At 45.0% G+C, this 12,899-nt stretch carries 12 protein-coding genes; 9 read left to right on the top strand and 3 right to left on the bottom strand.

What is annotated here, in order from left to right; genetic code table 11:
* Window positions 1-112 precede the first annotated feature (112 nt).
* Window positions 113-988, bottom strand: a complete 876-nt coding sequence (gene thyA / locus AC4J95_RS06090) for a thymidylate synthase (protein WP_494549072.1) — start codon at window positions 986-988, stop codon at window positions 113-115.
* Between the two features lie 251 nt (window positions 989-1,239).
* Between thyA and AC4J95_RS06085 the strand changes: the two genes are divergently transcribed.
* The 6 genes from AC4J95_RS06085 (at window position 1,240) to AC4J95_RS06060 (ending at window position 6,656) form a co-directional block, all read left to right on the top strand.
* On the top strand, window positions 1,240-2,013 hold the full coding sequence (locus AC4J95_RS06085; RefSeq protein WP_494549071.1) for an HAD-IIB family hydrolase: 774 nt from the start codon (window positions 1,240-1,242) through the stop codon (window positions 2,011-2,013).
* Between the two features lie 130 nt (window positions 2,014-2,143).
* Window positions 2,144-3,007 carry an aminoglycoside 6-adenylyltransferase gene (locus AC4J95_RS06080; RefSeq protein ID WP_494549070.1) on the top strand — a complete coding sequence of 288 codons (864 nt, stop codon included), beginning with the start codon at window positions 2,144-2,146 and terminating at the stop codon, window positions 3,005-3,007.
* 168 nt (window positions 3,008-3,175) lie between these two features.
* Window positions 3,176-4,021 (top strand): PRD domain-containing protein, encoded by an 846-nt coding sequence (locus AC4J95_RS06075; protein WP_494549069.1) that lies wholly within the window; start codon window positions 3,176-3,178, stop codon window positions 4,019-4,021.
* Window positions 4,014-5,435, top strand: coding sequence for a PTS transporter subunit EIIC (locus tag AC4J95_RS06070; protein ID WP_494549068.1), 1,422 nt, complete (start codon window positions 4,014-4,016; stop codon window positions 5,433-5,435). The genes AC4J95_RS06075 and AC4J95_RS06070 overlap by 8 nt, the downstream gene beginning before the upstream one ends.
* Window positions 5,404-6,189, top strand: a complete 786-nt coding sequence (locus AC4J95_RS06065; RefSeq protein ID WP_494549067.1) for a ChbG/HpnK family deacetylase — start codon at window positions 5,404-5,406, stop codon at window positions 6,187-6,189. Before AC4J95_RS06070 ends, AC4J95_RS06065 begins: the two co-directional genes overlap by 32 nt.
* A gap of 2 nt (window positions 6,190-6,191) precedes the next feature.
* Window positions 6,192-6,656, top strand: coding sequence for a PTS sugar transporter subunit IIA (locus tag AC4J95_RS06060; protein WP_494549066.1), 465 nt, complete (start codon window positions 6,192-6,194; stop codon window positions 6,654-6,656).
* 57 nt (window positions 6,657-6,713) lie between these two features.
* Here the strand turns inward: AC4J95_RS06060 and AC4J95_RS06055 are convergent, their stop codons facing one another.
* The gene (locus tag AC4J95_RS06055; RefSeq protein ID WP_494549065.1) at window positions 6,714-8,030 is read right to left on the bottom strand and encodes a sensor histidine kinase; all 1,317 of its coding nucleotides are present in this window, start codon (window positions 8,028-8,030) and stop codon (window positions 6,714-6,716) included.
* 4 nt (window positions 8,031-8,034) lie between these two features.
* On the bottom strand, window positions 8,035-8,709 hold the full coding sequence (locus AC4J95_RS06050; RefSeq protein WP_494549064.1) for a response regulator transcription factor: 675 nt from the start codon (window positions 8,707-8,709) through the stop codon (window positions 8,035-8,037).
* Between the two features lie 139 nt (window positions 8,710-8,848).
* Here AC4J95_RS06050 and AC4J95_RS06045 point away from each other — a divergent pair, with 139 nt between their 5' ends.
* The 3 genes from AC4J95_RS06045 (at window position 8,849) to AC4J95_RS06035 (ending at window position 12,805) form a co-directional block, all read left to right on the top strand.
* A complete protein-coding gene (locus tag AC4J95_RS06045) occupies window positions 8,849-10,327 on the top strand; it encodes an ABC transporter permease (protein ID WP_494549063.1) in 1,479 nt (492 codons plus the stop codon).
* A gap of 12 nt (window positions 10,328-10,339) precedes the next feature.
* The gene (locus AC4J95_RS06040) at window positions 10,340-10,999 is read left to right on the top strand and encodes an ABC transporter ATP-binding protein (protein ID WP_494549062.1); all 660 of its coding nucleotides are present in this window, start codon (window positions 10,340-10,342) and stop codon (window positions 10,997-10,999) included.
* Between the two features lie 171 nt (window positions 11,000-11,170).
* Window positions 11,171-12,805 carry an aryl-sulfate sulfotransferase gene (locus AC4J95_RS06035; protein WP_494549061.1) on the top strand — a complete coding sequence of 545 codons (1,635 nt, stop codon included), beginning with the start codon at window positions 11,171-11,173 and terminating at the stop codon, window positions 12,803-12,805.
* Window positions 12,806-12,899 lie beyond the last annotated feature (94 nt).

Below are 12,899 nucleotides of genomic sequence, written 5' to 3'. Positions count from 1 at the left end.
CTCGATTTAAGTGCAGCGATTTCTAGTATTCATTCATTTAAATATAGATTTGTATTTTTACCAATCAAAAAACAGAGCCGAAAACGATTTTTCGTTTCGGCTCTGTTTGCATTTATTCCGCTATCTCATACTTGATAACGCCATTATTCTCATAGCCTTCCAGCTTCACATCAGACAGTCTGCGTTCAAAGAATGAGCGTTGGTTGCCATTCTCATCGTATTTGTCTGGTAAGACAAGCGTTGGTTCGCTGTCTGGGATTGGCTGTGATAATTGGTCTTTCAGTGCATCGATATGGCGATCATAAACGTGAGCGTCATCGATGGACCAGTGCATCGTGCCTAGCTCGAAGCCTAGTTGATCCGCGATCAAACGATGCAGGACGGCGTATTGATAGGTGTTGAAGGGCTGGCCTAGTGCCATGTCAGCGGAGCGTTGTTTAACATGGAGATCAAGCACACCGTTATTGACCTTCCAGTTGGTTGCCCAAACGCAGGGTTCCAGCGTCATTTCGTCGAGATCATCGACATCCCACAGGCTGGTCATGATGCGGCGGGAGCCGGGATTGTTTTCTAATTGATGCAGGACGTATTCGACCTGATTGAGCTTTTCTTCATGGTCGGGCAGCTTGCGGCATTTTTTAGCTAATTGGAAGCCGTATGCTTTGCCGATAGTGTTGTTGTCATCGACCCATTCGTTCCAAACTTTACAGTTGTGCTCCTGCAGCCAAGTCACGTCGTTGGATAATTCTTGCCAGATCCATTCCAATTCGATCAATGGCGTCTTTTGGAATACGCGCTTTGATTTTAAGATCGGGATACCGTCTGTTGGTTTGATCTTAAAGTTGACACCTTGGATGAAGCGGGTAGGAGCGGGGCTGCCATCGGCGTATTTTGCCCGAACCAGCGCAGGGTCTTGATCCGTGCCGTTTTCAATGATATCCATGACGATGTCGCGATAAATTTTGTCGAAGCCAGTATATTCAGTCACAAGAATTCTCCTCTTTTTATGCTTTTGTCTGAGTGTAACACAACGGTACACATAAGTGGATTAAAAATTCTTTAGAGATGTGATGTATTTTAATAGTAGAATTGGACATTTCCCAAAAATCAACTTTGACAAACTTAGTCATAGCTAACTTAGTCGTGACTAACCAAGTATATTTAAGTTGAAAACTCTCCAATCTACCAATTGTGATATAATTGTGACAAGTGTGATGAAGATGAAGGAGCGGGTAAGAAATGGAAAAGAAGTTGTTTTTCTTTGATATCGATGGAACGCTGACGGATCGCAAGACTGGGCAAGTGGTTCCCAGTGCGAAGCGAGCGTTGGAGCTTTTAGAAGAAAACGGTCATTTTGTGTCAATCGCGACGGGGCGGGCGCATTACAAATGTCGCGGCTTGTTGGAAGAACTTGGATTAGAAAACATGGTCTGTTCCGGCGGGATGGGTGTCGTTATCAAGAATAAGCTGGTAAAGAATACACCACTGGATAAAGAGGAAGCGCTAGCAGTGATTCATGATGCGGAGGAAAAGGGTATCGGTGTGTTGATTGCGACGGATGACTCGGAGAAGGTCTATGCCCAGAATGATCTGTTTCGCGAACAGGTAGGACCAAGACAAGAGCCGACAGAATATTTCATTGATCCGGCTTTTAATGTGGATGAGGTGGCGGAGATCTTCAAGTTTTACTTGGCGCTGCCAAAGGAGCAGGATCATTTGATTCCTGAGCCGAAGAAGTTTGCGAAGCTGCGCTTTGTACAAGAATATACGATGTGCCAGCATGACAATAAGAAGCAGGGCATTCTGGATGTTTTGGATTATTTTAGCAGACCGCAGGAGGATGTCGTGGTCTTCGGGGATGATGTGAATGATCTGGTGATGTTTGACAAGCACTGGACCAGCATCGCAATGGGCAATGGTGTGCCTGAGTTGAAGGAGCGGGCGGATTATGTGACGGATCGCAATGTTGATGACGGAATCTATAATGCATGTAAGAGGTTTGGCTGGATTTGAGAATGATTGAGTAAATATGAAAAATTTTTCGGTGTTACAAATACACTACTTTATGAGTAATACGATAGTTTATTTGTAACAAAAGGGCTGTCATGAAGGTCTGTACTAATTCGAATAAAGGAGTTATTTTATGAAAAGTGAAGATTTCTACCAGCAAATCGAGCAACGTTTTATTGAGTGGGCAGAAGAACAGCCGGATGTCCATGTGGCGTATGTGGCTGGCTCACAGGCGCGGACCGATCATAGTGCAGATGAGTATTCTGATCTGGATATCCAGTTGTATGTGGATGATCCGCAGCGCTATTTGAATACGAGTGAATGGCTCAAAAATTTTGGTGCGCTGAATACAGCAGTTCCATTCCAAAACGGCGGTGGCGGTCTGGAGTGGCTGTCGCTGTTTAAAGGCGGCTATCAGGTAGATTTTGTGATCGATTCGCTGGTGGTATTCCAGCGGCAGGTGGAGCAGGGTGCTCCGCTGGATTGGTTTCGTCGCGGCGCGAGAGTGCTTATGGATAAGACCGGCGATGCGCAGCGGCTGATCCCTGAGCGGTTTGAACGATCGAAAACGAGACCGATCAGCGAGGAAAGCTTTGCGTATACCGCGAATACCTTCTGGTTTTTGGCGATTTATTTAGCCAAGCAGATTTTGCGCAAGGAGCTGTGGACGTTTAAACTGCGGGATGCCGAGTGCAAACAGGTGCTCCTGCAAACCCTCGAATGGTACGAGAAAATGAGGCACGGTGAGGATTACGATACTTGGCATGCCGGGCGGTTCATCTATGAATGGGTGGATGAGGATATTTTTGAGTCACTGAATGGTGTCTTTGGGAATTTTGATGCTGTGGATAGCTGGCGGGCATTACAAGAGACAATCGTATTGTATGAAAAAATGTCCCGTGAACTGGCGGACTATTATCACTATTCGTACCCGGAGGCGTTGGTTTCTGAGGTGAAGCAGTGGGTGGAAGAGCATGGAGAACGTTTTGTCGATTAACTAGAAATTTTCAAATTGGTGTTGACAACGTTTTCTTTATCCTTTATGCTTTAAGTGAAATTTAAATAAAAATGGATTGTTACTCTTTGAGGCATTACCATTCTCTTTGAAAAAGGAGGGTGTAGTGTGCGCTCAAAGAGTTTTTTTATTGGAAAGGCGGAGGAGTAAGTGAAAATTATTAAGAAGATTAATAATAATGTCGCTGAAGCGATCGATGATAACGGCAACCACTTGATTGCTTTTGGAAAAGGGTTAGGATTTCCCAAAACGCCTTATGAATTGACGGATTTGAACAAGATCACCATGACATTTTACAAATTAAGTGAATATTTTGAAGGATTACTAACGGAGATACCTGAGGAGATTTTGAATTTAAGTGCGGAGATTGTCAGCATGGCACAGGATGAATTGAACGGACAGCTAAATCCTACGCTGGTCTTTAGCTTAGCCGATCATATCCAGTTTTCGATCCAGCGTCTGACGACCTATAAAAATGTACGTATGACCTACTCGTATGAGATTGCACAGATGTATCCTAAGGAAAACTCATTGGCAGCGAAAGCGGTCAAAATGATTCAGCAACAGACTCATATCGTTTTGCCAAAAGGGGAACTGACCAGCATTACGATGCATTTTGTCAATAGTCAGTCTGAATATCGAATCTCACAGGAAGAAGTGTTGATTGAAGAAATCATTCAGCAAACGACGAATTTGATCGAGCAGGATCTGCACATCGTGATTGATCGAGATGAGTTTAATTACAATCGTTTTTGTATGCATATGTTTTATTACTTGAAGCGGATGCGCAGCGGGGAAGAGCTGGTTGGACAAGGAATGGATATGCTGGATTCAATAAAGGAACAGCATCCCGCGATCTATCAGGTAGCTCAAAAGGTTAGTGCGTTGATCACACAGTTTTACGGAATTGAAACGAATGACGATGAACTGGTTTATTTAATGATCCATATGAATCGACTATACGAAAAAAATGTGAGGAGTAAAGAAAATGAGTGAATTTAACCATTTGGCGCAAGCTATTTTAGAAAATGTTGGCGGAAAAGAAAATATTTCGAATATGACCCATTGCATGACTCGATTGCGCTTTAACTTGAAGGACCAAAGTAAAATCAATGAAGATAAATTAAAAGCTACCACAGGTGTTTTGGGTGTTGTTCAATCTGGCGGGCAATATCAGATCATCGTCGGACAAACGGTAAATAAGGTGTATGCTATTTTGCTGGAATTGACCGGCAGAGGGCAGGATCAGGGAGAAACAGAAACGGCTAAAGAGAAGGAGCCGTTCACGCTGAAGGGCCTAGGCAATACAGTCTTAGATTATTTAGCAGGCAGCCTGACGCCCCTGATTCCCGTGTTGATCGCAGCATCGATGTTTAAAATGGTTATGGCCGTCTTTGGTCCCTCCATGTTGAATTGGATACATGAAGGCAGTTCATTAGCAACTCTGTTCACCTTTGTCGGAGATGCCGGCTTCTACTTCTTCCCAGTGTTTCTAGGCTATACCGCAGCGAAAAAGTTCGGGGTGACACCTGTTTTAGGGATGTTCTTAGGTGGTATATTGCTTCACCCAACATTTACTCAGATTGCAGCGGAAGGCACAGCTTTTGATGTCTTTGGACTTCCAGTGGCAACCCAAAATTATGCCAGCACAGTGCTTCCAATGATTTTGTCAATTTGGATCATGTCTTATGTGGAAAAATTCTTTAAAAAGGTCATCCCAGCAACCTTAGGAACGATTTTCACTCCGACCTTGACGATGGTTGTTATGCTGCCAATCACGCTGGTGGTCTTAGGTCCTGCGGGCTTTGTAGCTGGAGAGTACATCAGTAAATTCTTACTATCTCTGGATGCCATCGGCGGCTTCTTAGCTGTTGCAATAATCGCGGCATTATGGCAATTTTTAGTAATGACTGGGATGCACCTGCTGATGATTTCGACTATGATCACACTGTTCGCTCAAAATGGTCAAGATTCGTTGGTTACTCCAGCTGCGATCATTTCTAGTATGTGTGTAGCGGGTATGTGTTTAGGATCATTCCTGCGTTTGAAGAATAAGAACGAAAAAGCGCTGGCATTTAGTTTTTTTGCCGCTTGTTTGATCGGTGGTGTGACGGAGCCGGGTGTCTACGGACTAGGTATTCGCTATAGAAAACCATTTATCGGTCTAGTGGCTGGCGGACTTGCTGGCGGATTATACGCAGGCTTGACTGGTGTGACTGCTTATACTCTGATTCCGGTGGCGAATTTCGCTTGCTTGATCTCTTTTGTCGGCGGGACCAATGGGAACATGCTGAATGGATTTATTGCCTGTGGAATCGGTTTTGTTGTTTCTGCAGCGGTGACCTATATCTTAGGAGCGAAGGAAGAGGGAAAAGAAAATGACGACTTACTTGAAGAAAGTCTTGCTTAGAGCTGATGATCTTGGCTATTCGGAAGCGGTTAATTACGGGATAGAAAAATCTGTCAAGGAAGGCATGATTCAAAGTGTTGGTGTGATGGTAAACATGCCTGCGGCTGCCCATGGTGTAGCGTTACTAAAAGAGGAACCGATCGCCTTCAGCCAGCATACAAACATCTGTGTTGGCAAACCATTATCCGATCCCGAACAGATTCCGTCCTTAGTGGATATGGACGGAAATTTTAAATCTTCTAAAACATATCGAGAAGCAACGGAAGATTTTGTTGTTTTCGAAGAAGTGATGCTGGAAATCAAGGCACAGTATCAACGCTTTTTAGAATTATTTGGTAGAGAACCGGATTATTTTGAAGGACACGCTGTAACTAGCGCAAATTATTTTAAAGCCATGGAGCAGTTTGCGGCGGAGCAGCAGTTGAAATATTCTGGCTTGCCGCAGGGACAGGGACCCAATTCGTTGACGAAGGATGCCTTTATTGATGTAAATGGTACAAAAATCTATATGCTGATGGAGGCGATGCAGCCGGATTATGATCCGTATCAGACCTTTGAAAAGCTGTTATCGAACCTGCATGATGATGGGGTAGATATGATGATTTTTCATCCTGGGTATTTGGATGACTTTCTCGTGAAAAGTTCCTCTTTGCTAATCCCTCGGACAGCGGAGGTAGCCTTTCTGACAGATCCCGCGGTGAAAAAAAGAGTCGAGAATCTAGGCATTGAATTGATTAGTTATAAGGAGGTGTGAGGGTGTTTTTTAAGAAAAAGAAAAGTGTTAACGCCTATGTTGCGGGAGTAGTCATCCCTTTATCTGAGGTAAAAGATGAGGTCTTTTCAACCGGAATGATGGGTGAGGGTGTGGCAATCTCACCTAAAGAAGAGTTGATTATTTCACCAGTCGATGGAAGAGTCGAGGCAGCTAATTCGCAAATGCAACACGCGATCGGGCTGAAAACTCAAGAAGGCATTGAGTGGCTGCTTCATGTGGGATTAGATACAGTAACGCTTAAAAATGAGGGCTTTGAGTTGCTGGTCTCGGAAGGTCAGCGAGTCAAAGCTGGCGATCCCCTACTGCGTTTTGATCGACAGGTGATTGCCTCCGCTGGATTAGAGGATGTTGTGATGCTGATTGTTACGAATCCTCAAGGAAAATCATTTGATTTCCGAACAGGTATGGAAGTGATCAGTGGGGAAGTAATTGGTACTTGGAAATAAAAAATATAGACAAACAAACCCGCGATTAACCAATCTCGGGTTTGTTTAGTTAGCATTCTATTTCAGGGGCAGCTTAATCTGGAACACCACGCCCCGCGGCTCCCAATCTCGCACCGTCAGCTTGCCCTTGTGCTGGGTGATGATCTGCTGGGCGATGGCGAGGCCTAAGCCGTAGCCGCCGGTTTCTTTGGAGCGGGATCGATCTTCGCGGTAAAAGCGTTCAAAGATGTGCTTCTTGTCTTCATCGCTGATGGATGGGCCGTTGTTTTTGACCTCAATCAGCCAATTGTCATTGGAGATCTCTGATTGCAGGATGATCTTGTCTTCTGCTTCGGTGTATTTCAACGCGTTGTCCAGCAAAATTACTAGGGCTTGATGGATCCGCTTCTCATCCACCTGCATCGGCTTATCCGCGAAGTTTTCCAGTATGAACTGCTTGTCCTTCATTTCAGCGATTTCTTGGAAGGGCTGCGCCAGCTGCTGGATAAAGGCTTTCGGATCAACTGCTTCCTTCTGTAAAAGCAATTGATTAGAATCACCGCGAGCCAGTGTCAGCAAATCCTCGGTCAAGCCGTTCATTCGCCGCGTCTCATTCAGCGCTTGGGCAATCGGTTCGGATTCCTCCATGATGGTGTGATCCGGCCTAGTGAATAGCTGCTGTAGACTGTTTTGAATAATTGCCAGCGGTGTCCGTAGTTCGTGGGAGGCATTTTCCACGAATTCCTGCTGTTTGCGCCACGAATTCATGATCGGCTGCATATTCATTTTTGAAATATAGAAGCTGATACCGATTGAGATTAGCCAAAAGACCACCATACAAATAATCAGCGTCGTCTCGAAGGTCTTCATTGAATCGGCGATCTGGTTGGTATTGGCTAAGAATTGAATATAGGCGATGCCTTCATAGTTCTCTGCCTTGATGGTATAAGAGCGGAAGGACAGCTTCTGACTCAGATCCGCCGAAGTTTTCAAGCTCAGGGCTTGAACAGAATCGAGATGCTCCTTGTCCAAGGTCAGGTATTCCAATTCGGTAAAGCGTCCACCGATAACGTCCTTGTTCAGAATCTTGCCGTCCTTTGACCATAGAATGATCTGGGTGTTGAAGCGGTTGTTGCCAGCGGGCCCTTTGTCCATCCGCTCTTCATCCGGCATTTGGGCTAGAAAAGGATTGTTCTGCTGGTAGCGATTGATCTCCATCTGGATGATGTGTTCGTTGTCCGCCATCTGCTCTAAAGAAAGGTCCGTTTGTCGATAGGCTGAGCTTTGCAGCAGCTGCAGGGTGATGAAGCCCAGCAAGACAAAGATCGCCGCAAAAGCGGCAACATTGATGAAGAAAAATTTTAGTCGTTGTTTTCTCGAAATTTCCGTGTTCATAAAATCAATCCTTTTGCAAAATGTAGCCGACATTTCGCAGTGTTTTAAACAGCTGATCGACACCAGCCGGCTTCAGATGCTTGCGTAAATGACTCATGTAGACCTCCACGACGGTGAGGGTAGTATCCGAATCAAAGCCCCAGATCCGATCAAAAATCTGTTCCTTGGTCAAGATGACGCCCTTGTTTTGGATGAAGTAGACCAACAGATCAAATTCTTTTCCTTGAATCGGCAGGACTTCATCATTAGCCGTCACTTCTTTGGTCGCGAGGTTGCAGGTGACATTTTTGTAGGTTAACTGGTTTTCGGAAAATAAGCCCAGCGAACGCTTCAGCAAAGCTTTGACCCGCAGGATCAGTTCCTCGCGGTAAAAAGGCTTGGTCAAATAGTCGTCCGCGCCTTTTTGGAAGCCCGTCACTTTATCCTCTAAGCTGTCTTTAGCGGTCAGAATCAGCACCGGTGTCTGAATGTTTTTCTCCCGTAATTCCGCCAAGACTTCATAGCCGTTCTTCTCCGGCAGCATCAGGTCCAGCAAAATCAGATCATACATTCCGCTTTCCGCTTCAAATAGGCCTTCCTCGCCGTCATAGACTTGAGTAATCTCGCCTAAGTCGGTCAAAATTTCCTTTATATTTTCTGATAGTGTCACTTCATCTTCTACTATTAATAGTTTTATCATGTTTCTGCTCCTTTTTTTATTACTCATTCAGTGTACCATGTCTTTCCTAAACCAAGCTTAAAACTTTTTTCCTGTTGCTTAAGCTTGAGTTAAGACAGCTTGACTATTCTACAGGCAGACAGATGAAGGGGGAAACAGTATGAATTACATCAAACGGGCGATCCAAAGCCTTTGGGCCAAGAAGGGGCGCAGTATCTTAATGATCGCGGTCTTCTCAGCCATATTAATCTTTGTTTTAGCGGGGCTGACGATCCGCAGCGGCGCAGATCTTGCGAGAACGAACGCGAAAAAAAGTGTCGGAGCGACGGTGACCTTATCGACGAATCGAGAGGCGATGTTCAAAAATGCTGATTCAGAGGATGAAAATAGTCGCCCTGATCCAGGCAGCTTCGAACGAACACCAGTCAATCTGAGCGATGCCGAAAAAATTGCGAAGCTGGACAATGTGAAATCCTATTCCTTTGAAGCCAGCACCTCGGCGGATAAAAGCTCGGGAATCACACCGATTTCAAGTGATAGTGAAGAGGAAGAATCATCAGATGAACAGATGAGCGGCTTTGGCGGACAAGGGGCTCCTGGTGGTATGAGCCAAGGGGATTTCCAAATCAAAGGTGTTTCTGAAAGCAGCTCTTATAATGATTTTTCTTCAGGGACAGCCAGCATCGTTGACGGCGAGGCAATTACTTCAGAAGATGAGGGTACCAATAATGTTCTGATCGAAGAAAGCTTAGCCGAAGCCAACGAGTTGAGTGTCGGTGACAAGTTCAAGATCAAGGACAGCGACGATAAGGATGTCGAAGTCACCATCAAAGGCATCTACAAAACCAGCAATTCAGGTGACAGCATGGGCGCGCGCTTCAACTTTATAAATCCGGCGAATACGATTTTCTCTTCTTATACAATGGTCAATACGCTGACTGGTTCAGATGGAAAAACCATCGATTCGGCAGTGTACAACCTAGATGATCCAAAGGAAATGGACAGCTTCGTGAAGGAAGCCAACAAATTAATCGATACCGATACCTTTAGCTTAGAAACCAACGACCAAATGTATCAGCAAATGCTGCAGCCATTGAACAATGTCTCCAGCTTCGCGAAAAATATCGTGATCCTAGTCGCAGCGGCTGGCGTGATCATTTTGACACTGATCATCATGCTATCGATTCGCGAACGGAAATATGAGATTGGTGTATTGCTTTCATTAGGTGAATCTCGAGGAAAAGTCATCTCACAATTCTTCGTAGAGATCTTTGTCTGCATGGTCTTCGCATTAGGGATCGCGGCAGCCAGCGGAAATGTCGTCGGCAACGCAATCGGTAACCAATTATTGAGTCAACAGACGACTTCGCAAAATGAAGATGGACAAGCCAATGCTGCTGGAAATAACGGTGGACCAGGCCAAGGCGGACAAGGACAAATGCCTGGCGGCGGTCGTGGCGGACAAATGGGCGGCAATCCATTCACTCAAACAAAAGAAATCAGCGAATTGGACATCTCCGTTCAGCCGATGGAAATTCTCAGTCTTGCAGGGATTGGACTAGGCATCAGTTTATTCTCGATCGTGCTCTCATCCGCGGGAATTTTGCGATTGAATCCGAAAAAAATCTTGATTTCATAGGAGGGAAATTTTATGACATTATCAACCAAAGACTTAGGCTACTGGTATGAAAACAACGAACCACTATTCGAAAAGGTCAATCTAACCTTTGAAAAGGGCAAGATGTACGCCATTTTAGGCACTAGCGGCTCAGGGAAAACGACTTTTTTATCTTTGATCACCGGACTGGACACACCAAAAAGCGGGGAGATTCTTTATGAAGAAGTCTCCTTGAAAAAGATCGGACTGCGGGAATATCGGCGCAAGGACGTATCGATCGTCTTTCAAGCCTATAATTTACTGCCGTATTTATCAGCGGTAGACAATGTGGTCGCCGCGATGGAGATCGCCCAAAGCCAGCAGGCGGACAAGAAAGCCTATGCCTTGGCAAATCTGGAAAAGGTCGGAATCACCAAAGAACTAGCCGAGAAAAAAGTCACCTTATTATCCGGTGGCCAGCAGCAGCGGGTCGCCATCACGCGGGCGTTATGCTGCGAGCATGACCTGATCGTTGCCGATGAACCGACTGGAAACTTAGACGAAGCAACCTCGGGTGAGATCGTCAAGCTGTTTCAGGAGATCGCCCACGAACAACAAAAATGCATCATTTTAGTCACCCATGAGCAGGAAGTCGCCAAAGGATGCGATGTGGTGTATGAGCTGAAAAATCAAGCATTCAGGCAGGTTTCATAAAAGGATTTCAGTTCCTCTTTTAGCAGTTTAGCATGCTGGAGTGACAAAAATAAAATACTGGCAAGAAAGAGCAAGAGAAGTATAGAGGAATGACATACGGCATGAGAATCAGATTTATTTTTTTCGTTATTTGAAAAAATAAATACCTTCATGCGAATAAGGAGGATTTAGATGAGAACGACCCTAAAGAGGGTGAGCTGTTTTATCGGATTGACCATTTGTTTAGCGGGCTGTGGTGTCAGCGGCACTGTATCGAATGAGGTGGAGACTGAAGCACTCTCGGTCTCGCTGAATGAAGATTGGCAGGAAGATCAAAGTGAAAATGAGAAGAAGTATCAGACGCTGCTGGCAAGCGGCGACTACGATGAGGACAATATTTATGTAAAGGTCGATCCTTATGATGCCAGCCCATTATCCGCACTGCTGCTTTTCCAAACAGAGGAAGCCATGAAGGTGGATATTTCCGTGGCAGGCAAGGATGAAGAAACGACGATCAAGAACAGCTTTGATGACTATACGACAGAGCACAGTATTCCCGTTTTAGGGCTCTATGCGGATCAAGAGAATGAGGTAACAGTGACCTTGACTGACGAAACAGGAAACAGCGTGGAGAAAAAAGTAACGATTAAAACAGGAACATTGCCGGATTCTATCGCGAAAATCGACGTCAAAGAAGCCGATACCGAAAAAATGGCGCTTGGTGATAGTGAACTGACCTTCGTTGTGCCAAGTACCAAACGCGCCTATGCCTTTGATGCCAATGGCGATGTCCGTTGGTATTCGACCCGCTACAACAGCCATATTTTCCAAGAATTAAACAATGGCAATCTGCTCTATCTGACCAAAGAATCCAACGACGCCGACACCTATAATGTACTGCTGGAGACGGACTACTTAGGAAAAATCTACACCCGTTACGATTTTTCCAGCTCTAGTGCTGCAAATGATACAGGGAAGAGCGAAGGGGAGATGACAGTCATCCATCATGATGGTATTGAGTTGCCAAGCGGCAATCTGCTCCTGACTGTCAATGATGGCAGTAATTACATCGAGGACACTATGATCGAGCTGAATCGCGAGACTGGTGAGATTGAGAAAACCATCGATCTAAAAGACATTTTACCGGAATCCTTCTATGAGGAGTATGATTCAACAAGTCGCGAGGATGGCAAGATCGATTGGTTCCATCAAAATTCGGTAGAATATGATGAATCAGATAACAGCATCGTCATATCTGGGAGGCATCAGGATACAGTAATGAAAATCGATTATGAGACAAATGAAATCCAATGGATCATGGGAGACAGCAGCGGCTGGCCTGACAGTTATCAGAAGTATTTCTTAGCGGGTGATGTCAAAGCCAGCGGCGGACAACATGCCGCAATCGTTCTGCCAGATCAAGATGATAACGAGGAAACTACCGATATTCTGTTCTATGACAACAATATCTCGGTGACGCGCGGTGACGAAGACACTTCTGAAAAATACTCAGAAGCCCGTCAGGTTCGTATCAATGAAGAAGAAATGACTATTGAAGAGATTTGGATCTTTGGTGAAGATTTAGGCGAAGAGTATTACACCAAAATCATCGGCAGTGCCCGCTACCTTGAAGATACTGGCAACCGCTTAGTCAACTTTGGCTATCGTGACGAAGGGAAGACTAGCTCGATTATGGAAGTCACCGAAGAGGGTGAAGCAGTTCTGAACATTGATCTGACCGATTTCCCAACGAGTGCCTGGGCATATCGCGCAGAGCGATTCTCGTTATATAATGACAGTTGGACATATCAATTAAATGAGGACTAAGCAATTGTTACAGAACACGTTCCTAAACGACGTCATTAGTTGAAAAAAATAATTAGCTGAATCAATCATCGCAGCTAAAAATAAACGCCAAAGA

The organism is Enterococcus sp. GPZ-007, assembly GCF_059374735.1.
This window is presented reverse-complemented; position numbering and strand designations above follow the sequence as displayed.

Bases quoted from the DNA above. Each gene is read 5' to 3' on its own strand.
- AC4J95_RS06085 (WP_494549071.1), top strand. From the start codon at position 1,240: ATGGAAAAGAAGTTGTTTTTCTTTGATATCGATGGAACGCTGACGGAT.
- AC4J95_RS06080 (WP_494549070.1), top strand. From the start codon at position 2,144: ATGAAAAGTGAAGATTTCTACCAGCAAATCGAGCAACGTTTTATTGAG.
- AC4J95_RS06070 (WP_494549068.1), top strand. From the start codon at position 4,014: ATGAGTGAATTTAACCATTTGGCGCAAGCTATTTTAGAAAATGTTGGC.
- AC4J95_RS06065 (WP_494549067.1), top strand. From the start codon at position 5,404: ATGACGACTTACTTGAAGAAAGTCTTGCTTAGAGCTGATGATCTTGGC.
- AC4J95_RS06055 (WP_494549065.1), bottom strand. From the start codon at position 8,030: ATGAACACGGAAATTTCGAGAAAACAACGACTAAAATTTTTCTTCATC.
- AC4J95_RS06050 (WP_494549064.1), bottom strand. From the start codon at position 8,709: ATGATAAAACTATTAATAGTAGAAGATGAAGTGACACTATCAGAAAAT.
- AC4J95_RS06045 (WP_494549063.1), top strand. From the start codon at position 8,849: ATGAATTACATCAAACGGGCGATCCAAAGCCTTTGGGCCAAGAAGGGG.
- AC4J95_RS06040 (WP_494549062.1), top strand. From the start codon at position 10,340: ATGACATTATCAACCAAAGACTTAGGCTACTGGTATGAAAACAACGAA.
- AC4J95_RS06035 (WP_494549061.1), top strand. From the start codon at position 11,171: ATGAGAACGACCCTAAAGAGGGTGAGCTGTTTTATCGGATTGACCATT.